21 protein-coding genes and 1 pseudogene are annotated in these 23947 nt (G+C 59.3%); 6 read left to right on the plus strand and 16 right to left on the minus strand.

What is annotated here, in order from left to right:
• Positions 1-15: 15 nt before the first annotated feature.
• The 7 genes from ACNA0J_RS24640 to ACNA0J_RS24670 form a co-directional block, all read right to left on the minus strand.
• Entirely contained in the window at positions 16-981 is a 966-nt protein-coding gene (locus ACNA0J_RS24640) for a tripartite tricarboxylate transporter substrate binding protein (protein ID WP_415821541.1), read from the minus strand.
• Positions 982-1125: 144 nt separating this feature from the next.
• Positions 1126-1704, minus strand: a complete 579-nt coding sequence (locus ACNA0J_RS24645; RefSeq protein ID WP_415821542.1) for an amino acid synthesis family protein — start codon at positions 1702-1704, stop codon at positions 1126-1128.
• 71 nt (positions 1705-1775) lie between these two features.
• Positions 1776-2726, minus strand: a complete 951-nt coding sequence (locus ACNA0J_RS24650) for a Bug family tripartite tricarboxylate transporter substrate binding protein (protein WP_415821543.1) — start codon at positions 2724-2726, stop codon at positions 1776-1778.
• A 34-nt stretch (positions 2727-2760) separates the two neighbouring features.
• On the minus strand, positions 2761-3702 hold the full coding sequence (locus ACNA0J_RS24655) for an NAD(P)-dependent oxidoreductase (RefSeq protein WP_415821544.1): 942 nt from the start codon (positions 3700-3702) through the stop codon (positions 2761-2763).
• A gap of 68 nt (positions 3703-3770) precedes the next feature.
• Positions 3771-4652 carry a LysR family transcriptional regulator gene (locus ACNA0J_RS24660; protein ID WP_415821545.1) on the minus strand — a complete coding sequence of 294 codons (882 nt, stop codon included), beginning with the start codon at positions 4650-4652 and terminating at the stop codon, positions 3771-3773.
• A gap of 33 nt (positions 4653-4685) precedes the next feature.
• Positions 4686-5894: an MFS transporter gene (locus ACNA0J_RS24665; protein WP_415821546.1), complete on the minus strand. Its 1209-nt coding sequence runs from the start codon at positions 5892-5894 to the stop codon at positions 4686-4688.
• Between the two features lie 244 nt (positions 5895-6138).
• On the minus strand, positions 6139-8424 hold the full coding sequence (locus ACNA0J_RS24670; RefSeq protein WP_415821547.1) for an NADP-dependent malic enzyme: 2286 nt from the start codon (positions 8422-8424) through the stop codon (positions 6139-6141).
• A 125-nt stretch (positions 8425-8549) separates the two neighbouring features.
• Here ACNA0J_RS24670 and ACNA0J_RS24675 point away from each other — a divergent pair, with 125 nt between their 5' ends.
• The gene (locus ACNA0J_RS24675; protein ID WP_415821548.1) at positions 8550-9548 is read left to right on the plus strand and encodes a LysR substrate-binding domain-containing protein; all 999 of its coding nucleotides are present in this window, start codon (positions 8550-8552) and stop codon (positions 9546-9548) included.
• A 25-nt stretch (positions 9549-9573) separates the two neighbouring features.
• Here ACNA0J_RS24675 and ACNA0J_RS24680 read toward each other — a convergent pair whose 3' ends face one another.
• The 5 genes and pseudogenes from ACNA0J_RS24680 to ACNA0J_RS24700 form a co-directional block, all read right to left on the minus strand.
• Positions 9574-9864: an addiction module antidote protein gene (locus ACNA0J_RS24680; protein WP_415821549.1), complete on the minus strand. Its 291-nt coding sequence runs from the start codon at positions 9862-9864 to the stop codon at positions 9574-9576.
• Positions 9865-9965: 101 nt separating this feature from the next.
• A complete protein-coding gene (locus ACNA0J_RS24685; protein ID WP_415821550.1) occupies positions 9966-10283 on the minus strand; it encodes a TrbG/VirB9 family P-type conjugative transfer protein in 318 nt (105 codons plus the stop codon).
• A 241-nt stretch (positions 10284-10524) separates the two neighbouring features.
• The gene (locus tag ACNA0J_RS24690; protein ID WP_415821551.1) at positions 10525-11676 is read right to left on the minus strand and encodes a mandelate racemase/muconate lactonizing enzyme family protein; all 1152 of its coding nucleotides are present in this window, start codon (positions 11674-11676) and stop codon (positions 10525-10527) included.
• 109 nt (positions 11677-11785) lie between these two features.
• The coding region (locus ACNA0J_RS24695) for a Bug family tripartite tricarboxylate transporter substrate binding protein (protein ID WP_415821552.1) at positions 11786-12553 on the minus strand (768 nt) is incomplete at its 5' end.
• A 1-nt stretch (position 12554) separates the two neighbouring features.
• A pseudogene (locus ACNA0J_RS24700) lies at positions 12555-12784 on the minus strand (tripartite tricarboxylate transporter substrate binding protein BugD); the annotation flags it as partial.
• A gap of 159 nt (positions 12785-12943) precedes the next feature.
• Here ACNA0J_RS24700 and ACNA0J_RS24705 point away from each other — a divergent pair.
• Entirely contained in the window at positions 12944-13888 is a 945-nt protein-coding gene (locus tag ACNA0J_RS24705) for a LysR family transcriptional regulator (RefSeq protein ID WP_415821553.1), read from the plus strand.
• Here the strand turns inward: ACNA0J_RS24705 and ACNA0J_RS24710 are convergent.
• Both ACNA0J_RS24710 and ACNA0J_RS24715 read right to left on the minus strand, forming a co-directional pair.
• Positions 13875-14840 carry a Bug family tripartite tricarboxylate transporter substrate binding protein gene (locus ACNA0J_RS24710; protein ID WP_415821554.1) on the minus strand — a complete coding sequence of 322 codons (966 nt, stop codon included), beginning with the start codon at positions 14838-14840 and terminating at the stop codon, positions 13875-13877. The two genes, ACNA0J_RS24705 and ACNA0J_RS24710, sit on opposite strands and share 14 nt — an antisense overlap.
• A 108-nt stretch (positions 14841-14948) precedes the next feature.
• Positions 14949-16157, minus strand: a complete 1209-nt coding sequence (locus ACNA0J_RS24715; RefSeq protein ID WP_415821555.1) for a mandelate racemase/muconate lactonizing enzyme family protein — start codon at positions 16155-16157, stop codon at positions 14949-14951.
• Between the two features lie 189 nt (positions 16158-16346).
• Here ACNA0J_RS24715 and ACNA0J_RS24720 point away from each other — a divergent pair, with 189 nt between their 5' ends.
• The gene (locus tag ACNA0J_RS24720) at positions 16347-17063 is read left to right on the plus strand and encodes a FadR/GntR family transcriptional regulator (protein WP_415821556.1); all 717 of its coding nucleotides are present in this window, start codon (positions 16347-16349) and stop codon (positions 17061-17063) included.
• Positions 17064-17238: 175 nt separating this feature from the next.
• On the opposite strand, the gene ACNA0J_RS24725 is transcribed toward ACNA0J_RS24720, so the two are convergent.
• Positions 17239-18738, minus strand: coding sequence for a CoA-acylating methylmalonate-semialdehyde dehydrogenase (locus ACNA0J_RS24725; RefSeq protein WP_415821569.1), 1500 nt, complete (start codon positions 18736-18738; stop codon positions 17239-17241).
• 162 nt (positions 18739-18900) lie between these two features.
• Here ACNA0J_RS24725 and ACNA0J_RS24730 point away from each other — a divergent pair, with 162 nt between their 5' ends.
• On the plus strand, positions 18901-19830 hold the full coding sequence (locus ACNA0J_RS24730; protein WP_415821557.1) for a LysR family transcriptional regulator: 930 nt from the start codon (positions 18901-18903) through the stop codon (positions 19828-19830).
• 1 nt (position 19831) lies between these two features.
• Entirely contained in the window at positions 19832-20875 is a 1044-nt protein-coding gene (locus ACNA0J_RS24735; RefSeq protein ID WP_415821558.1) for a LacI family DNA-binding transcriptional regulator, read from the plus strand.
• A gap of 9 nt (positions 20876-20884) precedes the next feature.
• On the opposite strand, the gene ACNA0J_RS24740 is transcribed toward ACNA0J_RS24735, so the two are convergent.
• Positions 20885-21832, minus strand: coding sequence for a tripartite tricarboxylate transporter substrate binding protein (locus tag ACNA0J_RS24740; RefSeq protein ID WP_415821570.1), 948 nt, complete (start codon positions 21830-21832; stop codon positions 20885-20887).
• 356 nt (positions 21833-22188) lie between these two features.
• Here ACNA0J_RS24740 and garD point away from each other — a divergent pair, with 356 nt between their 5' ends.
• Complete coding sequence (gene garD, locus ACNA0J_RS24745) at positions 22189-23799, plus strand: galactarate dehydratase (RefSeq protein WP_415821559.1); 1611 nt, start codon at positions 22189-22191, stop codon at positions 23797-23799.
• Positions 23800-23947: the final 148 nt, after the last annotated feature.

The raw sequence follows: 23947 nt of genomic DNA on the forward strand, positions 1-23947 counted from the left end.
GTCAACGGGATTTGATTATTGAATACTCGCGCCCGACAGTTTTACCAGCTCGCCCCATTTTTTGATTTCGGTACCCACCAATTGCTGGAAAGCTTCCGGCGTATCACCCGCGGGAGTCGAACCCTGATCACGCAGGATTTTCTTCACATCTGGATCGTTCAGCACCGCGTTGATGGCCAGGTTCATACGCTGAATGATAGGCTTGGGTGTGCCTGCGGGCGCCCATACCCCGTTCCATAATACGATCTCATAGCCGGGCAAGGCTTCAGCCACTGCCGGCACATCAGGTAACCGTGGCGACCGTTCTGCCGTAGTGACCGCCAATGGGCGCAGTTTTCCGCTATCGATGAACGGCAGTATCTCGACCATAGGCGAGAAAACGGCTTGTATCTGGCCTGCCAGCAGATCAGTGTTCGCGGGTGCGCCGCCCTTATAGGGTACATGCGTCATATCCGCACCCACCATCTGGCCGAACAAGGCGCCCGATAACTGCTGCGACGTGCCATTACCTGCGGAACCGTAATTGACGGCGCTCTTGTGCTCTTTCACATAGCTAATGAAATCGGCCAGCGTCTTGGCCGGAAAACTCGTATTGACCATCAGGACGTTCGGGATGAGCGAAACGCGAGACACCGGAGCCAGATCCTTTTGCACATCGAGCGGCATTTTCTTGTAGAGCGTCACGTTGGTCATCAACGTACTGGTATGCATCAGGAAGGTGTATCCATCCGGCGCAGCCTTTGCCACATAATCCGCACCGATATTGCCACCCGCGCCTGCACGGTTCTCGACTACCACAGGCTGTCCCAGCTCTTTCGGCAGCTTCTGGGCTATCAAGCGCGCAGTTGCATCGGTGCTGCCGCCAGGGGCCAGCGGCACCACCAACGTAATTGGGCGCGTGGGCCAATTTTCAGCGTGAACCAAAGGGGCAGCGGCGAGGCACATCACGCCTGCCATGATGGTGGTAACTGTCTTGATCATGCTTGTCTCCTTGCTGGCGTGCGTCGCCCCGACATCGGGATCCGCGCAACACCTATCGATTTATAAAAATATGGCGCCGTCCCAAAGTGGAAATGCGCCATATCGCACGCCCTCATTCCAGTGCTCTGGTGAGGGCGAAGACACTCAACGTTGGCCGTCACCAACCGTCAGATTATCGGCGCGCAAGCCGCCCAGGCGCTCATGTACACGAGTACCGGTGGAAACAACCAATGCGTACAGCAGCTCATCGGGACGCGGGCTGTCAATGGCGCCTACGTCCATGGTGCTGAAGTGGCTGCGCACATAGCAGGCTTCGATATGATGCAGTGGGATCTGCAAGCGAGTGCCTGCCGAAGCGACTACCTTGGCTGCGGGCACAATGGATTTTGCTTTGGGCAACACCGCACGCATCGTCCAGCCGCCGGCCTCATGCCAGATGGCCCCGTGTTCCAGTTCACCATTCACCCCCACGATCGCGCCTTTGCCGTAGGCCTCGACGTTCTGGGGTCCGCCTACGGCTTCCATGAGTTCGGGCACGATCTCCTTGGCCAGCACTTTGGAGTCCTCGACCAGCTGAGACAGATCTTCTACATAGCGGCCCGCATAGGGATTCTTGATGACCACCGCGATCGACGCCATCTTGATAGGCTTGTCACGCACGGGGCCGCCTTCGTGATAGATCGACTCGACGTTCAACAGTTTTTTGCGGATCTGGATTGCCATATGGATTGACTCCTTTGTTTCGTGAATGAAAATAAATGCCGGCACGGCATGCTATGCCGTGCCGATAATGGCTACTGAGGGGTTAGACCGGCATCGGCAAACACCTTGCCCCATTTGTCGATATCAGATGCGATCAATTGCTGGAACCCCTCAGGGGTAGACGTGCGCACAGTCAGCCCATTGGTCGCGAACTGCTGCTGCACCGATGAGGACCGCAAGACGCTCCCCAAGGCGGTGTTGACACGCGCAACCACGTCTGCCGGCGTGCCGGCCGGAGCGGCTACGCCGAACCATACGTTCAAGTCGTAATCTGGCAGCCCAGCCTCTGCAAGGCTAGGCAACTCCGGGGCTAATGGCGAACGCGTCTTGCTGGTGACACCCAGGGCTTTAACGCGCCCTGCCCGCGACTGCTGCAGGCCGTTGACCATGTCGGCAATCGTGAAATCCAATACCCCGCCCATCAGGTCTGTCATGGCCTGGGGCACGCCACGGTAGGCCACGGCCGTGGCGGTAAACCCGCCCATGGACACGACCTGCGCACCGCATAACTGCGCGCTACCCGATCCATAGCCATAGGAGAGTTTGCCCGGATTCGCTTTGGCGTAGTCAATCAGGCCCTTTACGCTATTTACCGGCAAATCGCCGCGCGAGACCAACATGAAAGGCGCTTCGGCAACGAGACCGATGGGTGCGAAATCCTTGCGGGGGTCATAGGGCAAGGACTTGAATGCACTGACGTTGCTGGCCCCAGTACTGACGCCTACCATGAACAAGGTGTACCCATCCGGCTCGGAGCGTATCGCGGAAGCCGTGCCCACTGTGCCGTTGGCGCCAGCGCGATTTTCGACTACAACAGATTGCCCCAACTCGCTATCCAGGCCCTGGGCCAGCGCACGCGCCACCACGTCCGTAATGCTGCCCGGCGTAAAGGGTACGATCAAACGAACAGGCTTTTCTGGATAGGCCGCCCACCCTAGCACGGGCAAGGCGCACACCAAGGCCGCGAACAGACGTCGCTTCATTAACTGTCTCCTCATCTGTCTCAGTGCGCCGCCGTCACTGCGGCTTGGCGCCAAACTCCACGCCCGCCCATTGCTCGATATGCCGAATGGGATAGACGTTGTCGCGCTGGCCGTCGCCCTGTGTGATCGCGAACGCCAGAAATTGCCGCGCCGCCGGATTCACCAACATGGGAACACCGAGTTTCTCGGCTTCGTCGATGCACATCTTGACGTCTTTGTGCAGCAACTCTGTCGTAAAACGCACGGGAAAGCTGCGGTCCAGGACGCATTGCGGAATACGTTCCAGCGTCGCGAACGAGCGTCCGCTGGAGACATTGATCACGTCCAGCAGCGTTTGAGGATCCAGCCCGGCCTTCACGCCATAGACCAGGGCCTCGCAGCTGGCCACCATGCTGGTGGCATAGAGCGTGTTGTTGATGATTTTCGTGGTCTGACCCAGACTGGGATCGGCCCCGAGATAGAACACGTTCTTGCCGATGACGCGCAGCACCGGCTCGATTTCGTCAAATGCCTCTTTAGGGCCGGCCGCCATCACGGCCAACGTGCCCTTTTCCGCAGCCACCGTACCGCCGCTGACAGGCGAGCCGATCATGGCGATACCCTGCTGGCTCAACAAGGCTTCGACAGTCTTGGTAACGGACGGCCCCGTCGTCGACAAGTCGACCAGGATACGTACGTTCTTTACCTTGGCGACTTGGGCGCCAACCTCGGCGACAACAGCGGGCATCGGCAAACACAACAGCACAATGGGCGTCTGCTCCGCCAGTTCCTCGACGCTGCCCGCGCCTTTTGCGCCACGCGCCACGATGCGCTCCTGCGCCGCAGACGAGCGATCATGCACAATCAGCTCATGGCCGGCGGCCAACAGACGATTTGCAAAATGCTGACCAATGTTACCCAGACCTATCAGTCCCAACTTCATTATTGCTGTCTCCACAGGATTCACGATTCGCGCCGGCCAATGGCCTGGCGTCATCAATGGAATCCTAGGGATCGGGAGGGAACTGGGCGAGTGCTGATTCCTCGATGGGGTATAGCTTCAGGTTAATCGTGCTTCAGCAATAGCTCGATAAACTTCGTGGCATGCGTCTTTCCGGTATCGAAGGCCGATCGCACGATACTGGGATTCAGCGGAATATCTTCTGCCAGCGGCAATACCTGAATGTCCGGCCAGTCCATGCTCTCGGCGGTGAACTGATCCACCATCGCGACGCCGGCGCCGGCTCGCACCAGGCTGCAGGCCATGTCGGTGTGATGAATATAGATGGATGCCTGCAGACTGATATTGGCCTTGTTGAATGCCGCCGACACCAGCTGACCAAAGGGGATGCTGGGGTGATGGGCAATCAACGGATATCTCGCCAGATCCGCGATGCTCACGCATTTCAGCTCGGCCAGCACATGGCCGCGCGGCACGACGCACACCATACGGCCGGACAAGAACGGCGTTACATGCAGATTGGGATGCTCGACGGGCAGCACGGAGATGGCCAGGTCCACCTTGTTGCTCAATACGTCTTGCGCCATGCTGTTCAAGAGCGTCAGGCAGTAGTTCACCTGAATATTGGGATACTGCTGAACGAACCGAGTGATCGTCCGCGCCACAATGCCACGGCTGAGCGCGGGACTGCACGCCAGATTCAGCACCCCCGACGGGCCGCTGACCAGCCCACGCGCGAAATCGTCCACGCGCAGCACCTGCTGGTAGCACTGATCCACCTCGCGAAACAGGGCCTCGGCCTCTGAGGTTGGGACCAGTTTGCCTTTGACCCGGTTAAATAGTGTCAGCCCCAGCGTCAACTCCGTATGCGCGACAATGCGGCTCAGCGCAGGCTGCGAGGTAAAGAGCAAGCGAGATGCTCCTTTGATCGAGCCGGTCAGCATGACCGCTCGAAATACTTCCATCTGACGCAAGCTGAATCGCATGCGGGTGTCTCCCCGTCTTGAACTAGATGCAGTTTAGAGCTTACGTGCCAACATCGCACCGCCTACCGCCAGCGGTAACAGCATCAGTGCCACTAATGTCCAGCCGCCGGCTTGTGCCAGCGCGCCAGCTGACATCGGCCCTATCAATTGGCCCGCATAGCTGCCCTGCAACATCAAGCCAATCGTCGGTGCGACCAGCGCAGGGCTGGGAGCCACTCTGGGCGCAATGGCAGTCAACGCGCCTGGGATGCCGCCCATGCAGCCGATCATTGCCACAGCAACAGCAACGGCAACGACGGGCGGCAGGTGCAGCCAAAACAACGCCGGTATGCAGAGGGCTGCAATAATGAAGTTGGCCGACACAATCCGGCGCGAGGCAATGCCGCGCCGCATCAACATGCCTGCACCAATGTTCCCCACCACATTGGACGCCACGATTGCCGCACTCGCAAAGCCTGCTTGTATGGGCGCCAGGCCCAGAAGATCGCGCAGCAACAAGGGCAGAAATCCGGAAAACGCAAAGTAGACAATCGCGTACAGGGCGAAACAGATCGCGATGAACTGCGGGCCACGTGCTATGCCCACATCGCGTATGGCATGCCACGCGCTCCCCGTCTGCGGATTCCGGGAAGGTGTTCCATCGAGATGTGGCGATGCGATGGCAGGCATCGACGGCAAGCCTAACAACATCACGATGGCGCATACGATGGCCAATCCCGCGTTGATGTGCCAAATCGCAGGCCATGACAGCGGCTGACCCAACGATGAGATCAGGGTGGTCGTGAACATCACCAACGCAATCCCACTGGGAACGGCAGTACTCGAAAAGGCCATCGCCAAGTCGCGGTCTTCGAGGGACGCCTGACGCCCGACGATACTCGACGCGCAGATCAAGAGCATGACAACGGCTATGCCCTCGAGAACGCGTGATACCAGCAAGACTGCGACGCTCGACGCGCCACCGCCCAAAAAGCTGGTCACCGCGATGATGACCAATCCGCCCACGAGGACCTTACGCGCGTCAAAGCGTGCAATAAGCACGCCGAGCGGCATCGCCAATATGGCGCCGACAATCGCCAAGGCCGATATCACCAGTCCCGTTTGCCCCAAACTCAGATGCAATGGATCGCCTTGCAACAAGGGCGCAGCGATGATGGCCTTGCCAATCTGGAATGAGGCGATGAGCGCGGCAAGGATCGCCAGGGCGATGTTGCGCCAGGAGGTACTGGTTGGTGGTGTCATGTCAGCCAATCACAGGTTCATGAGCCGGTGCGCGACGCCTGTTCTGGATATCTGAACAGTGTCCCCCTGCAGCGGGTCACTGCAAGTGATGCATCCGGACTCGAGGATGGCTGAAGTCTAGAAATTAAAGCTGACTTTAAGTCAAGTGTTGTTTTGGCTCGCGTGCGGCATCGAGCACTGGGGCTGCATACAGAATGCAGCCCCAGAAGAACCCCTGACTAAACCGCGCTCGAAAATGTGCGGCCTAGCCCAATCCGCCGTTAGCCTCCAACACCGCCAGCGCCGCCATATTGACGATCCGACGGACACTGGCGCTCGAGGTCAGGATATGCACCGGCGCGTTGACGCCCAACAGGAATGGCCCCACGGCGACGTTGCCGCCCGCGACGGTCTTGAGCAGGTTATAGGCGATGTTGCCCGCGTCCACATTCGGGCAGACCAGCAGGTTGGCCGCGCCTTTCAAGGGAGACTCGGGCAACAGGCGCTGGCGCAGCGCCTCGTCCAGCGCGCAATCGCCGTGCATTTCGCCGTCCACCTCGAGGTCCGGCGCCTGTTCATGTATCAACTCCAGCGCCCGGCGCATTTTGGCGCCGGATGCGGAGCTGCCCGAGCCGAAGTTCGAACGCGACAACAGGGCGACCTTGGGCATCACGTCCAGGCGCCGCATGGTCTGAGCGGCCATTGCAGTGTATTCGGCAATCTGCTCGGCGGTGGGGTCATCATTGACGTGCGTGTCGACCAGCGCGATGGTCTGCTCGTTCAGCAACAGGATATTCATCGCGGCGTAGACGTCGTGCCCTGGTTGCAGGCCGATGACTTCGTCGATAAACCGCAGGTGATCGTGATACGCCCCCACGGTGCCGCAGATCATGCCGTCCGCGTCGCCCAGGTGCACCATCATCGCGCCGATCAAGGTCATGCGGCGGCGCATTTCCACACGGGCCATTTCCTTGGTGATGCCACGACGGCACATCTTGTCCCAGTACGTCGTCCAGTACTGGTGAAAACGCTCGTCGAATTCGGGATTGGTCACTTCGACGTCTTGGCCCAGGCGCAGGCGCAATCCGAATTTCTCGATACGCGCCATCAACACGGCCGGACGGCCGACCAGGATGGGTTTGGCCAGACCCTCATCGACCACCACCTGCACCGCCCGCAGGACGCGCTCGTCCTCGCCTTCGGTAAAGACGATGCGGGCCTTGCCGCCTGTACGCACCAGACGTTTGGTGCTGGCGAACAGCGGTTTCATGAAAGCGCCGGAACGGTAGACGAACTGCTGCAGTTGTTCGGCGTACGCCTCTAGGTCCGCCAAAGGCCGTGTCGCCACACCGCTTTCCATCGCGGCAGCGGCTACGGCGGGTGCGATGCGCACGATCAAACGCGGATCAAAAGGTTTGGGGATCAAGTAGTTAGGACCAAACCGCAGGTCGTAGGTCCCGTAAGCGGCCGCCACGACCTCGTTTTGTTCTTCCTCGGCGAGGGCTGCAATCGCACGGACTGCGGCCATCTCCATTTCGCGCGTGATCGTGCTGGCGCCTACGTCCAGCGCGCCACGGAAAATGTACGGAAAGCACAATACGTTGTTGACCTGATTCGGGTAATCCGAGCGTCCGGTAGCCATGACGACGTCGTCGCGGACCGAATGAGCCACCTCGGGCAGGATCTCTGGCGTGGGATTGGCCAGCGCCAGGATCAACGGCCGAGCGGCCATAACTGCGACCATTTCGGGCTTTAGCACGCCGCCGGCGGACAGGCCCAGGAACACGTCGGCCCCGGCGATGACGTCGGCCAATTTACGCGCATCGGTCTTCTGCGCGAAAGTGGCTTTCTGCTCGTCCATGAGCACGGTACGTCCTTCGTACACCACGCCTTCGATATCGGTGACCCAGATGTTTTCACGCGGCAAGCCCAGATCCACCATCAGGTCCAGACAGGCCAGCGCCGCGGCACCAGCACCGGATGCGACGACCTTGACCTGTGTGATGTCCTTGCCGACGACTTTCAACCCGTTAATGAATGCCGCGCTCACGGTGATCGCGGTTCCGTGCTGGTCGTCGTGGAACACGGGGATGCTCATGCGTTCGCGCAGCCGGCGTTCGACGGTGAAACACTCGGGCGCCTTGATGTCCTCGAGGTTGATGCCGCCAAAGGTAGGGCCTAGTGAGGCGATGATATCGACCAGTTTGTCAGGGTCGGTCTCGTCGATTTCGATATCGAATACGTCAATGCCGGCGAATTTTTTGAACAGTACGGCCTTGCCTTCCATGACAGGCTTGGAGGCCAACGGGCCGATATTGCCCAGCCCCAGTACGGCGGTGCCGTTGGTGATCACGCCAACCAGATTGCCACGGGCCGTAAACCGGAAGGCATTGACCGGGTCCGCGGCGATCTCCTCGCAGGCGGCGGCGACGCCGGGGGTGTAGGCCAGCGCGAGATCACCCTGAGTGACCAGCGGCTTGGTCGCAGCGATGGAGATTTTTCCCGGAACGGGAAACTCGTGGTAGTCGAGGGCGGCTTGGCGATCGCTCATGGTGATTTTCCTGATGACGGCGAATTGTGCGAAAGAACAGCCATTCTATGGGGTGAGTTATCATTGAAATATTCTGATTAAAGATATATCCATATCATTTATCTAATATCTCACCCCATTCCGGCATGTCCGAATCCGTTTTTTCCTCCGATGACGTTGTCCGCCGGCTGATTTCCCGGCTCAAAATGCGCCACCTGCAGTTGATCGTGCAGGTTCATCGGCTCGGCTCGCTGACGCGGGTCGCCGAGCAAATGGCGACCAGCCAGCCCGCGGTGACCAATACGTTGTCGGAACTGGAGTCCATGTTTGGCGCTCCGCTGTTCGTGCGGACGGCGCGCGGGATGGCCCCCACCGACATGGGGCGTGTGGTGGCGGCCCGAGCGCAGGCGATCTTGCAGGACCTGGGGCACCTGGTGCGGGATATGGAGGCGTCCAGCGTCGGCCTGGCTGCACGCCTGCACGTGGGCGTGACGCCGTATGTTTCGGGGCGGTTGATCGCCGATGCCGTCTGTGCGGTGCAGACCGGCACTCAACGGTTGGCTGTGCGCATTCACGACGGCACCAGCGAGAGCCTGCTGCGCGCGCTGCGCGATCATGAATTGGATGTGGTCATTGCGCGGGCAAGCCCCCAATTGGACCTGCAAGGACTGGTGTTCGAGCCGCTCTATCATCAACAGGCCAGACTCATCAGCAGCAGACAATTGGCGGCGCAGTTGGGCCGAGTGCCGCTGTCCTGGGCGCAACTGGCTGAACTGGATTGGGTGCTGGGAGAGCCGAACACCGCGCTGCGCGAGCAGGTCGCCAGCCTGTTCATCCAGGCCGGCATTGCGCCACCCGTGCCGATCACTGAGGGTTATTCGGCAAAGCTCATCGGTGAAATCATCGCCTCGTCCGAACGTGCGGTGTCACTATTGCCAGCGGATATTGCGACTGAGCTCGTGCATATCGCGGGCGTGGCGATCGTCCCGTACACCATCGAATGGAACTTGCCGCCGGTGGCGGCGATTGTTCGTAATGATGTAGGCAATAGCGAATCTCATCGACGTTTTCTGGAAGCCGTGCGGCATGCGTCGAGCGGTATGCCGCGCAGGGCTGCACATCCGGAACGGCAGACGGATTTCTGAGCGTCGAGGTCCGTTTTCCTACCGCTCAAATCGCTGTCACGCTGAGGCGCAACCCCATCGCATGGAGCACCTTGTGTACCGTGGTGAGTGTCGGATTCCCCTTGTCGGACAGCGCACGAAACAAGGTTTTCTCACCCACATCCGCCCGGCGTGCCACCTCCGCCATTCCGTGCGCCTTGGCAACCTGCCGTAATGCCACAAGCAAGGCAGCCGGATCGTCCAACTCGATTACTGCCGCCAGATAGGCCGCGGCTTCTACAGGATCACGCATTGCCGCAATGGTCGATCCGTCGTAGCTTGTGTCACGTGCACTCATAGTTCGCCTCGCTCACGCCAATCATTCAGGTCCTTAGCGCAATCAAAATGGTATCATACAAGATACCAACAACGTGAGCTGAAACATACTTCGACTGCCTTTCACGGCGCGCTCCTCGATCCCCTGCCACGACCGGAGTCGTCAACATCGGAGACGTGCGGCATATGCTGCTTTTCTACTCGCGCCACCTGATGCCCGCCGCGCACAATCAATACGGGCCACATACCGTCCACGATGACGTAGGGATCCTGCCGTTCATACGGCAGCGGTTGCAGTCCGGTGGGCGTTTGCGCGAATAACGCCGGAGGCGTACGCCCCGGCGCGAACTGCAGCCAGATACGTCCGGCTCCGCTGAACACCTGCAATGGGGCGACCATGGGATCGCCGGACAACCGCCAGTTGAAATCGTAGTCAGTCACAGGCGCGCCATCGCGTGGCCAGCCGGGTGCATTATTTGGCCCTGTCATGCACCCAGTGAGACACAGTGACAGCACGCCTGCGCATAAACCTCGAACCATGCTTTTCCTGAAATCAAGAAGCGCTCCAAAAGAGAGCGCATTCCCAGCATGGTGACGAGTTGCCGCGATGTTGACTAGACTGACTTATACGAACGGACTTTTTCGTTCACTTTGGCGATAAGGCGCTTGCACAACACCAGCGTTAATCAACGCGATATCGCTCGATAACGTCTTCGCGTAAACGTACCCCTAGCCCAGGCTCCTGAGGGACTTCCATATAACCGTTCTTGATCTTTGGAAATCCATCGGGCAGTTCCCATAACAAGGGGTCTCGCTGCTTGTTGGCAAAGATTTCAACAAAGAGGCCATGAGGATTCGCCGCGATCAAATGGATCGCGACTTGCGGTTCCTCGTGATGCGCCATCTCGACATTCATGAAGCGAGCCATGTCTGCTACACGTTGCCACTCGGTCACGCCGCCACAAAGCGTGCAATCCAGATTGAGGATTGAAACGCCCCCTTTGGTAATCAAATCCCGGCAGGCCCGCCCGCTGATTTCCCCCTGGCCCACGTTAATCGGAATAGAGGTTTTCGTAGCCAGGAGCATCAAGCCGTCTGTCTGGTCGTACCACTTGATCGGCTCTTCCATCCACCGCACGCCCAGATCGGCGCGCTCCATTTCCACGCAGAATTTGACCGCATCCAACGGATCCCACCCCTGGTTGGCATCGACCGTAATCACGAAGTCGGGGCCTCCTGCCTTGCGGGCAGCACGCACGCGGGCGAGGTCTTCGTCCAGGCTGGCCCGTCCGACTTTCATCTTGATGCCGATGCAGCCCGCTGCACGCACCATATCGACTTCTTCGGCAATGGCGTCGAGGGGATCTTTGCCGTCCTTGGGGTAATACCCGCCGATAGAAATCACGGGTACGCGGTCCCGTACACCGCCTAACAGTTTATAAACCGGCACGCCGTAGAGCTTTCCTCTCGCGTCCCACATGGCGTTATCCAGACAACTCAACGCCTGCATCAGAATGCCACGCGGATGCATGTCCAGCTGATGCAAACCTCTGTTGCCCAGGTCTAGGTCAATGTTGAACATCGCATCCCACAGACGCTGAAAATCACGCACGTCCTGGCCGATCAACAGCGGCGCCATGTGCTCACGAATGACCCGCACGATCTCGCGTTGCGTATGAAACTCATCGCCACCGTAGGTCTCGCCGATCAGGCCGTTTTCCAGATGCACACGCGTAATGATGGTAGGTCGAGTGCTGACCTGGTACGTTCCCCCCTTGAATACTTGACTCAAATTCATATCCAACGCGATGGCTTCGACATGGACGATTTTCATTGACTTCCCTTTTATGTGGTTTGCCACTCCGTAGCCAGGATGTCTGGCTACGGGTATTGCCGAACAAGCCCCTCACCTCACTCGACGTGACGGGCCATATTCATGATCGCTATTGCGGTGTGATCCCTGCGTCGCGAATCACACGTTGCCACTTGGCTTGTTCGCTGCGCGTGAAATCACCAAATGGACCCGGCTTGACCTGATCAGCGGCCAACACATCGATACCGTTATTTTTCAGTCCGTCGGTAAATGATTTGTCTGCCAGGGCTTTCAGATAGGCTTCTCGCAATACGTCGATCACAACCGAGGGAGTTCCAGCAGGCGCATAGATGCCATACCAGGTGGACGCCAAGAAGCCCGGCAACTCACGCTCTGTCAATGTCGGAACGCCCGGGAAAAGCGGCATGCGCGACTGCGATGTCAACGCCAATGCCTTGAGACGTCCGCCTTGCACCTGAGGCAACGCAACGTTGGTCTGATCCAACATCACATCGATCTGGCCGCCCATCAGGTCTGTCATGGCGGGGCCTGTCCCCTTGTAGGGAACAAAGGTGAATTTGGCTTTGATGGTGGCTGCCAGGTGTTCTGCAGCCAAATGAGAAGACGACCCCACCCCTGCTGTCCCGAAGGTCAGCTTCTCCGGATTTTTACGCGCGGCCTCGAATAACTCACTAGCCGTCTTGAAGGGCGAATCGCTCCTTACCAACAGCGCCATAGGCGTATCCGGAAAGCGAAATACCGGCACAAAGTCCCGCAACGGATCGTAGTTGAGAGCGTTGAACAAATAAGGCGCTGCCGCCATGGTACCGATATGGCCAACGAATAAGGTATAGCCATCGGGCTTGGTCCGCGCGGCACGCGTTGCGCCTAGCGTGCCNCCCGCCCCTGGAACGTTGTCAACGATGATCGACTGCCCGAGTTCGGTCGCAACACGTTGTGCGACCGTGCGAGCCACCGCATCGGTCGGCCCACCGACAGCGAACGGCACGATCCATGTGACGGCTCGATTTGGATAGTTCGATTCTGCAGCGCTCACAGCGCCTGCCCCCGCCACAGCCACGGCAACGCCCGCAGCCAAGCGCAATATCACCTTTGTCAGGCCAACCATATTGTCTCCCCATTTTTAGATGACATGGCCCGTCAATCGGGCCATACCGGCTACCGTGGTTCGCCATCAACATGGCTCGCCAACACGGCACGGGAGAAATCATAGAGGCCACAGTTAGATCTACAATCAGGCAGATTGTCACTTCATGATGCACGAATCGTGGCCAATCTACCCAACCTCTCTGATTTGCGTTTGTTTGTCGAAGTCGTCCGCCATGGAAGCTTTGTGCGAACGGCGACCGAGCTCGGCATGTCGCCGTCCTATGTCAGTAAACGTATTGGTTTGCTTGAAGACGACCTGGGTGTCCGGCTATTGCATCGCACGTCGCGGCAGATCAGTACGACCCATCAGGGAGAAAAAACGTATGAATGGGCCCGGGGAATTCTGGGCAGTGTGCAACAAATGCGTGATGCACTTGCCGAAGACGACAGCGAGCCGCAAGGCGCATTGCGTGTGAGTTCGAGCTTTCGTCTCGGTCGCAATCACGTGGCGCCAGCCATCTCATTGCTGGCCAAACGCTACCCGCAGCTGGAGATCTCGCTGACCGTATTGGATCGCCCTGTTGATCTGCTGAGCGAAGGGTTCGATATTGATATCAGGATCGGGCAAGTGCCAGAACCGCATCTCGTTGCGCACCGCATTCTGCAAAGCCACCGGATACTATGCGCCGCCCCCGCCTACCTGGAACGGCATGGGACGCCCACACAACTGGCTGATCTGGCGAAACACTCTTGTCTTGTTTTCCGCGAACGTGACCAGCCGTTCGGTACGTGGCGTTTGACTGGCCCTAAAGGGTTGGAATCAGTCAAAGTGACAGGCACGCTGTCGTCCAACAATAACGACATCATCCGGCAATGGGCACTGGATGGACATGGCATTGTGCGGCTAGCAGAATGGGATTGCGCCAAGAGCCTGAATGACAAGACCTTGGTCCACGTACTGCCCGCGTATCGATGGCCGGCCGATATCTGGGCGGTAACGACGGGTCGATTGTCTGAGTCGACCAAGGTCCGCGTTTGCGTGAATTTCCTGAAGGAGCAACTGACCGCCGGGCCTTATGCGCTGTGGCCCACGCCCGGCGCACGCCAGCCTATTCGATCGTGATCCCGCGCTCCTCGATCAGATCTTTCCAGCGCTTGAATTCCTGAGCCTGGAAAGCAGTGAACTCCGCGGGCGTATTGGCGACGATCTCCAGGCCCTGCTCTTCGAGTTTACGGGCGACTTCAGGGTCTTTGAAACTGGCGATCGCGGTCTCGGCGAGTTTGGTTTTGACATCGGCGGGCAAGCCTTTGGGGGCCGATAACCCTTGCCAGGAATAGATCACGACATTCGGCACGCCGGCTTCAGTCAGCGTAGGCACGTCGGGCAGCACGGCGGAGCGCTTTTCGCCGGTCACAGCGATGGCGCGCAATTTACCGGCGCGGATGTACTGCAATACGGAGTTCACGTTCTGGAATGAATAATCGACTTGGGCGCCCATCAAATCATTGATCGCGGGAGCGCCTCCCTTGTAGGCCACGTGCATGCCTTCGGTATGCGTCTGCTGCAGAAAGACTTCGGCAGATAAATGATCCGAGGCGCCGTAACCCGAATTGGCGAAACTGACTTGCCCGGGTTTGGCTTTCAATTCGGCGATGACGTCTTGTACTGTACGTGCCGATTTGGTGGGTGGCGTGACCAGGACGTTGGGCGTCTGTACCGCGACGGTGATGTAATCGAAATCCTTGAGAGCGTCGTAGGGCGTGGATTTGATCAGGTGCGGCGCGATGACGTAGGTGCCCAGCGAGGAAAACATCAGCGTATAACCATCGGGTTTTTCGCGCGCGACCTGTCCGCCGCCGATGGTGCCCGTGGCGCCGGGCCGGTTATACACCACGAACGATTGGTCCAAGCGGCGCTGCAGTTGCTCTGCCATCATCCGGCCGAGCGTATCGGTGGCACCTCCTGCAGGGAACGGCACGACGACTTGCACGGGCTTTTCTTTGGGCCAAGGCGTTTGTGCGGCTGCGGTGAAGGCGGCGCATGACAGCATCATGGTGGCCAATAGTTTTTTCATTGTTTTGTCTCCCTGGTGTAAGCATTTGAGCGGCCGCGCGGACGGCGGCGTCGCTTATTTATCGATATGTGTGGATGTAGTGATGCCGTTATGCGAGACCGATTTACGTCACGACTTCGCCACGCTCTCGCGCACAACAGCGTCTTGTCTGGTTTTGATCGCAGGATTCAAACTCGTCCCCAGCCCTGGCGCGCTGGGCGCCAGCACCATGCCGTTGTCGACGATAGGCAAATGCGTCACGAGATCGCGATACCAGGTGCTCAATGTGGCGCGCACGACTTCCTGGAAAATCGCCGTAGGCGCATGCATGGCCAGGTGCAGGCCGGCGATCAGCGTGACGGGGCCCGTGCAATCGTGAGGCGCCAATGGCCGTGCGTAGGCTTGGGCCAATGCGGCGATTTTGCGTCCTTCGGTCAGGCCGCCACACCAAGCCAGGTCCAGCATCACGATGTCCAAAGCGTCTTTGGCCAGCAAATCACGGAATGGCACGGTACCGGCCAGTGTCTCGCTGCCGCAAATCGGCACGCTGGTCTGACGGCGCAAGTCTGCGAGCGCCTGGGCATCGTCCATCTTGCTGATGGGGTCCTCGGCCCAGAAGACGCCGTAGTCCTCCAGTCCGCGGCAGATACGCAATGCCGCATTGGCGCCCCACAGGCTGTGCAGTTCGCACATGATTTCAATGCGGTCACCCACGGCCTCGCGGACTTTTTTAAAGGGCTCGAGACCTCGCTTCAAATCTTGTGCGCTAATCAAATGCCCACCCGTGGCAGCCGCATAGGCATCGAAGGGCCAGATTTTCATGGCGGAGTAACCCTCGTCCAGCAGGCTTTGTGCCAGAGTTCCCGCGTCGCGCATGAACGCGATCTGGTCATCGTACGGCCCGGCGGACAGCTCAGTACCGTCGGTGCTGCGGCGCGCCACGCCCCCCGTGTTGTAGGCGTAGCCGGCGCAGGTGTTATAGGCACGGATACGATCACGCACGCCCCCGCCCATGGCGATGTAGGTCGGCACGCCTTGGCGCTGGCCCGCCAAGTCCCACAACGCGATATCGACGGCGCTCGCTGCACGAACCTCGGCACTGGCGCTGTGAAATCCCAGGTATGGGTTCATGAGCTGCTGCGAGACAGCTTCGATATGCCGGGCATCGCGACCCAACAGCCAGGGCGCAACGGTCTCGTGCAGAACGGCCTCGACGGCTTGCGCGCCGCGAAATGACTCGCCCAGGCCAATCAAACCCTCGTCGGTTTCGATTTCCACCCAAATCAGATTGGGACGTTCGTTGATGCGAATACTACGTAATGCCGTGATGGTAGCCATGCCGTGAATCTGCTCTTGTCTGTGGAAAGGAAAGGCGAATCGGGTATTGCCGGAATCGGAATCGGAACCGAATCACACCGATCTGTGCGCGAGTTGTCATGCTCGTGGCGAGCAGTTATCTTGTCAATAAAATGACAAAGTAGTATTACTACTTTGGCAATATCGATTTACAGATCATGGACGACGCTAATGGCCATTTCCCCGCTCAGCGATTTCGCCTACAAGCAGGTGCTGGAAATCATCGAAAAGCAGGAGCCAGACAATAGGCTCCCCAGCGAAGACGAACTGGCGCGCAGGCTGGGCGTATCGCGTCCAGTCCTGCGCCAGGCCCTGGCCCGATTACGTTCAGAAGGATGGGTCTATGCCCGGCGCGGCTCGGGAAATTTTGTCGGGAAACCGCCTGCCCTGCAAAGCACGACGTTCGGCCCGCTGCACAGCATTCCGGATGTGCGCAGCTTTTTGGAGTTTCGCTGTCTGATCGAGGGCGAAAGCGCTGCCGAGGCCGCTCGATGCACCGATGCACAGATGCTCGCGGAAATCGAACGGCGTCAGCGCCTGCTGGAATCCGCCTGGACGCGAGGTGAAGTCGGAATCGAAGAAGACATTGCTTTTCATGACGCCATCGCGGCGGCCAGCGGCAATCGTTTTTTCAGCATGACAATGGCTGCGCTGGCTGAACAAACGCGGGTTTCCATCAAACTGATCCGCGAGCTCTCGCCATTGCCGATGGTCAGACGTGCGGTCGATGTCCGCCACGAACATCGCGCGATTGGCGAAGCGATCAGGACGGGCAACGCCGAGGCGGCACGCACGGCGATGGTCGATCACCTGCGCGGCGGGATGGCGCGATTATTTGGTATCGATAATGTGCGAAACCCCGGCGGCCATAATCCGTCCGGGGTTTGAAAACTCGACTCGGCGTGCGACGGAATGCGTCCGTAAAGGCCTAGGGACTTATTGCTGAAATACCGCCTTTGCAGCGAGGCCTGCACACCCTCTCACTCGACGCACGCACCAGCATCAAGGATGCGCGCGTCGTGCCCAACGGCCGCACCTGGATCGATGCGGCCGCCGATTACCCTCAGCGTATCGTCGGCATGGCGAATTCCGCGCCCTTGCCGATGCTCTCAGGCCAGCGCTGCATGATGCTCTTTTGACGGGTGTAAAAGCGTACGCCCTCTTCGCCATACGCGTGCATGTCGCCAAACAAGGAACGTTTCCAACCGCCAAAACCATGCCATGCCGCCGGCACGGGAATCGGCACATTCACGCCCACCATGCCGACCTCGATTTGGCGGCCGAACTCACGCGCGACGTTGCCATCACGCGTAAAGCAGCTGACGCCATTGGCGAACTCGTGGTTGTTGATCAATTGCACCGCCGAGGCGAAATCAGGCACGCGCACGCACGACAGCACCGGGCCGAAGATTTCTTCTTTGTAGATGCGCATGTCAGGGGTGACGTTGTCGAACAGCGTACCGCCCAGCCAGAAGCCATTGTCGCAGCCCTCGCCTGCCTGCGCGCCCTTGAACTCGCGGCCATCGGCCAACAGGGTCGCGCCTTCGTTGATGCCGATGTCGATATAGCCGGCAATGCGTTGACGCGCTTCCGCTGTCACGATGGGGCCCATTTCAGCCTGGGCGTTCGTACCGTTCAATACTTTCAGTTGCTTCAAGCGCTCGGCTACGCGCGGCACGACCTGATCGGCAGCAGAGCCGACCAAGACAGCAACCGAGATCGCCATGCAGCGCTCACCAGCCGAGCCGTAGGCAGCGCCCATCAAGGCATCGACGGCTTGATCCAGATCCGCATCGGGCATGATGACCATGTGGTTCTTGGCGCCACCCAAGGCTTGTACGCGCTTGCCGTTGCGTGCGCCAGATTCGTAGATTTGTTGCGCGACCGGCGTCGAGCCCACAAACGAAATTGCCTTGACGTCGGGGTCTTCGATCAATGCCTGCACGGCATGATGATCGCCCTGCACCACGTTGAAAACGCCATCGGGCAGGCCGGCCTGCTTGAGCAGATCGGCGATGAACAACGATGCGCTGGGATCAATCGGGCTGGGCTTCAGGATGAAGGTATTGCCGGTGGCCAGCGCCATGGGGAACATCCACATGGGCACCATCACCGGGAAATTGAACGGCGTGATGCCTGCCACCACGCCCAGCGGCTGGCGCAAGGTCCAGTTATCCATGCCGGACGACACCTGTTCGGTGAAGTCGGTTTTCAGCAACTGCGGCGCGCCACACGCGAATTCGACAATGTCGATACCGCGGGCGACTTCGCCTTGGGCGTCACTGAATACTTTGCCGTGCTCGGAGGTAATGAGGCGGGCCAGATCGTCCTGGTGGCGATGCAGCAACTCGAGAAAACGGAACAACACCCGTGCACGGCGCAGCGGCGGCGTGGCGGCCCAAGCGGGAAATGCCTTGCGGGCGGAGGCCACGGCAGCCTGGACATCTGTCGGCTCGGCCAATGCGACACGCGCCGACACCTGTCCCAACGCGGGGTTGAAAACGTCGCGGGTTTTAGGGGATTGCGGATCGACACGATGGCCGTCGATCCAGTGACCAATCAGGGGCGTGGAAGCGTTGGAGGATGCGGTAGTCACGAGCGGTATCCAGATTGAGTTGATCGGAAAACAGCCTCAGTCTACGGCTGCGACCGGCTCGCGAGAAGACCGTTTTTGCAACATCAGTGTTTGATAAAATGAACAATCATCAGCCCGGGAATCATCACAATGGCCACTGATCAGATTGCGCCGCTCGTGGCGGATATTTATTTATTGACCGCCCTGGCGGAAACCCGCAGCTTTACCCAGACGGCCAAACGCCTGGGCGTGTCCAAGGCCTCGGTCAGTACTCGCATCAATGCGCTGGAAAAGGCCGTCGGCCTGCCGCTGGTGCGCCGCACGACACGGCACGTCATGTTGACCGAGGCGGGACACAATCTGGTCGAGAATGCGGCGCCGGCGTTCGATCGCATCAGCGCAGGGTTTTTGGCCGTCAAGGATTTGTCGGATGTACCGCGCGGCACGGTGCGCGTGACAGCGCCTGTCGCGTTTGGCCGGCAGCACCTGGCGCCGGTCCTGCCTGCATTTCTACGGCAATATCCTGAGGTGCGCATCGACCTGGAGCTGGTCGACCGCCTGGTGAACCTGGCGCACGAGGGCTTTGACCTGGCGATCCGCCATACCGATCATCCGCCGGAATCCTACATCGCCTGGGAGCTCTGCTCGTCGCGCTCGATGCTGGTCGCCAGCCCGCAATACCTGCAGACTCACGGCCAGCCGCAGCATCCGCGTGACCTGAGCGATCATGCCTGTGTCACCTATCTCGGCAATCGCACCTATGAAACCTGGTCGTTCGTGCGCGAAGGACGGCGCCAATCGGCGCAGCCCATCGTGATACCGATACGCACCAATTTTCGGGCAAATAACAGCGAGGTCCTGCGTCAAGCCGTACTCGAAGGCGCGGGAATCGGTATGCTGCCAGACTTCAGTGCCGTGACGACGCCCCCCAATGGTCTCGTCGAGGTCCTGCCCAACTGGCGGGTGCATGGCTTTTTTGGTGGCAAACTCTATGCCTTGCGCCCCTGGTCCGCGCATGTGCCGCAATCGGTGAAATGCCTGGTGGAGTTTTTACGTGACAAGTATTCGCAAGGATTCTAAGGTGAGCAAAACCACGACGCGCCCCGGACGGCGCAGCGGTGGCGGCGTCACGCTGACCGACGTCGCACGCCAGGCGGGCGTATCCGTCATGACGGCGTCGCGCGCCTTGAATCAACCTCATCTGGTATCCGATGACACGCGCAAACAGGTACTCGAGGCCGTTGCCAACAGCGGCTATGTGCCGAATCTGCATGCGGCCGGACTGCGTTCAAAACGCACGCGAATGATTGCGCTGATGGTGCCATCCATTGCCTCGGGCTCGGCATTTTTGCTGGCCGTGCATGCCATGACGGAAATACTGGTCGAGGCCGGTTATCAGGTGATGTTGAGCGAACGCGGCTATGACCGCTCACGCGATGATGTGGTCCTGGACTCGGTGATTGCCCGCCGGCCAGACGGGATTGTGCTGACAGGACTGATGGAGTCGCCCCGTGCGCGGCAGCATCTCGCCGCATCAGGCATCCCGGTCGTAGAGACCTGGGAAATGACCGATACTCCCATCGATATGCTGGTCGGGTTTTCTCACTATGACGTGGGTGTGGCCATTGCGCGCTATTTCCATGAACAAGGCAGGCGCTGTGTTGCCTCTATCGCAGCAACGGAGGCACGCACGGCGGCGCGATTCCACGGCTTTGCCGATGAGGCCCTGCGCCTGGGTATCGCGGGCCGCCATTTGCAGGAAGGCTCGTCGTTCGTGATTGAACCTCCCAGCCAGCTCGGCCACGGACGCAGCGGCCTGGTTCGAGCGCTAGAGGGCGATCCCGATGTCGATGCTATTTTCTCGGCCACTGACATGGTGGCCTTGGGCACCCTGATGGAAGCGCAATTGCGCGGACTGCGTGTTCCAGAGGATCTCGCCGTTGTGGGGTTTGGCGACTTTGATTTTGCCTGCAACGTCACCCCTGCCCTGACTACCGTGCGGGTGGATCACGAGGATATCGGACGGCGCACGGCCAGCATGCTGATCAATCGTATCGAAGGCATTGCGCCGGACAACCCCATCCAGGATGTCGGCTTCACGCTGGTCCAACGCGAAAGCGGCTAACCGACAATCCTATTCAGGTTTGAGGTTGTTTTCCTTGACGACACGCGTCCATCGAGCCTCTTCGCCCCGGACATAGGCATCCAGCTCTGCAGGCGCACCGGCAGTGACTTTCAGGCCTTCTTCTTCAATCTTGCTCGCAAATTCAGGCGATGCGGCGGCTTTACGGGCCGATGCGTTCAATCGATCAATGACGGGACCCGGTGTCCCCGCGGGGACATACAAGCCGTACCAGCTTTCTACCTGGTAATCCGGTACGGTGGACGCGATCGTCGGTACGCCCTTGAAGGCCGCGGATGGCTCAGCCGTGGTCACCCCGATCGCTTGCAGTTTGCCATTGTCGATAAAGGCAGAAACGGCTGCGGCGGTAGCAAACATCATGTCGACCTGTCCACCCAATAAATCAGTCAGGGCAGGCCCCGCGCCACGATACGGTACGTGCGTGAGCGAGACTTTTCCCAAGTTGGCAAACATCTCGCCTGCCAAGTGTGCAGAGGTCCCAATACCCTGCGAGGCATATGTCAATTTTCCCGGGCTGGCTTTTGCCGCCTGCAGAACATCGCTGACTGAATGATAGGGGCCGTCTGGACGCACCACCAGGACGTTAGGCCCCCGGCCGATGAGCATCACTGGCGCAAAGGCTTTGTTGCTGCCGTAAAGCAGTTTCGGCTGCAAAGAGGGATTGACCGCGTGTGCAAAAGACGCGACCACGACGCTATATCCATCGGGAGCGCTTCGAGCGACATTGTCCGTGCCTATCATCGTGCCTGCGCCGGGCTTGTTCTCTACGACGACAGGCTGCCCGAGATCCTTGGCCATGCCCGTTGCAAGGGTACGCGCAATCAAATCAGTGCCGCCCCCAGGTGAGAATGGCACAACGAGGCGGATGGGTTTGTCGGGATACGCGGCCAGCGCCGTCGTGATGCAAGCGCTGCCAACGACAGCGACACACGCATGCATCAGCACACGCGGCAAAAATGATTTCATTCGGACGTCTCCTTGTTCTCAGTTTCTCTGTAGCGGCCACAGCAACCTCCCCTCTGTGCAGCAGCCCGAAAGCAGACTGTAGTTCCCGAAACCGCGTTTGAGAGCCCATGAATTCCACTGGATGGAATATCCGGATAAAGCCCATCAAGCACATCCGTTGCAGTAAAGCCATCGTGTTTCATCGAACGCGATAGGCCGCGTCGATCGCGTAGGGCCAGCCGCCTGCATTTACCCGAGCGTGTATCAAACACGTTGACGCCGAAAATAGTTAACGTTAACATTCACAACATCAACGATCATCCCTTTATTCCCTTTCTCAGCCTCTAGGTATGTCGACCTGTACTTCATCCGCTATGGCAGTGGCCTCGCCCGCCACTGATACTCCGCGTGCGATCAGCATGCATCCGAACGACAACGTCGCCATTGTGGCCAACCTGGGCGGCCTCGCCGCCGGGGCTCAATTGCCGAATGGTCCGCAGCTGCGCGAGCGCGTCCCGCAAGGCCACAAGGTCGCCCTGACCGATATCGCCGAGGGCGCGGAGGTCCGCCGTTACAACGTGACTATCGGCTATGCGAATCGTGATTTGCCCGCGGGCAGTTGGGTCAATGAAAACGTATTGACGATGCCAGCGGCGCGCGGTCTGGATGATCTGCCGATGGCCACCCACACGCCGGCCGCCCTGCCCCCGCTGGAGGGTTATACGTTTGAGGGATATCGCAACGCCGATGGCACGGTAGGCACGCGCAATTTGCTGGCGATCAGCACCACGGTGCAATGTGTGGCGGGTGTGGTGGAACATGCATTGCAGCGCATTCGCGCTGAACTGTTGCCGCGCTATCCGAATGTGGACGGCGTGGTTGTGCTGGAACACGGTTATGGCTGCGGTGTTGCCATCGATGCACCTGACGCGATAGTTCCGATACGTACGCTGCGCAACATCAGCCGTAATCCGAACTTCGGCGGCGAGGTCATGATCGTGAGCCTGGGCTGCGAAAAATTGCAGCCCGAACGTTTGATGCCGGCCAACAGTATCCCGATTCAGGCTGATGGCTCGATGAGCCAGGGGCTGGACGTCATGCGGCTGCAGGACGATGAACACGTCGGTTTCCAAGCGATGATCGACGCCATTCTGGCTCAGGCCGTGCCTCATCTGGAACGGCTGAATCAACGCCGGCGCGAGACATGTCCGGCATCGGATCTGGTCGTAGGTGTGCAGTGTGGCGGCAGCGATGCATTCTCGGGCGTGACGGCAAATCCCACGGTCGGTTTCTGCGCGGACCTGCTGGTGCGGGCAGGCGCTACCATCATGTTCTCTGAAACGACCGAAGTGCGTGACAGCGTCGAGCAATTGACCAAACGCGCGGAATCGGTCGAGGTCGCCGAATCCATCGTTCATGAAATGGCCTGGTACGACGCGTATCTGCAACGCGGACAAGCAGACCGCAGCGCCAATACATCGCCCGGCAATAAAAAAGGCGGACTTTCAAACATCGTCGAAAAAGCGATGGGCTCGGTGATCAAATCCGGGACGGCCGCCATTAATGGGGTCTTGAGTCCAGGCGAGAGCTTGCGCGATCGCGGCATCAAAAAGGGCCTGGTTTATGCTGCCACGCCAGCGAGCGATTTTATTTGCGGCGCACTGCAATTGGCCGCCGGGATGAACCTGCATATCTTCACGACGGGCCGCGGCACGCCGTACGGCCTGGCAGAGGTACCCGTCGTCAAAGTCGCGACGCGCAGCGATCTGGCGCGCCGTTGGCACGATCTGATGGACGTGAATGCCGGACGTATCGCCGATGGCGAGATGACCATCGAGGAGCTCGGCTGGGAGATGTTCCACCTGCTGCTGGATGTCGCCAGCGGCCGCAAGCAAACCTGGGCGGAACGCTGGAAATTGCACAACGCACTGGTGCTGTTCAATCCGGGTCCGGTGACCTGATAAGGAAACCTGATAAGCAAAAAAGGCCTGGATCCTCAACGGATTCAGGCCTTTTTGCTGTGCGGTTGGATTGCTGCCCCATGCTGCGCCTAGCAACCGAGCAACGGCGCTCCCGACGCGCTGTGACGGCAAAAACGACTGCCGCCAC

Source organism: Bordetella tumbae (genome assembly GCF_965139195.1).
GTDB classification, from domain to species: Bacteria; Pseudomonadota; Gammaproteobacteria; order Burkholderiales; family Burkholderiaceae_B; genus Bordetella_A; species Bordetella_A tumbae.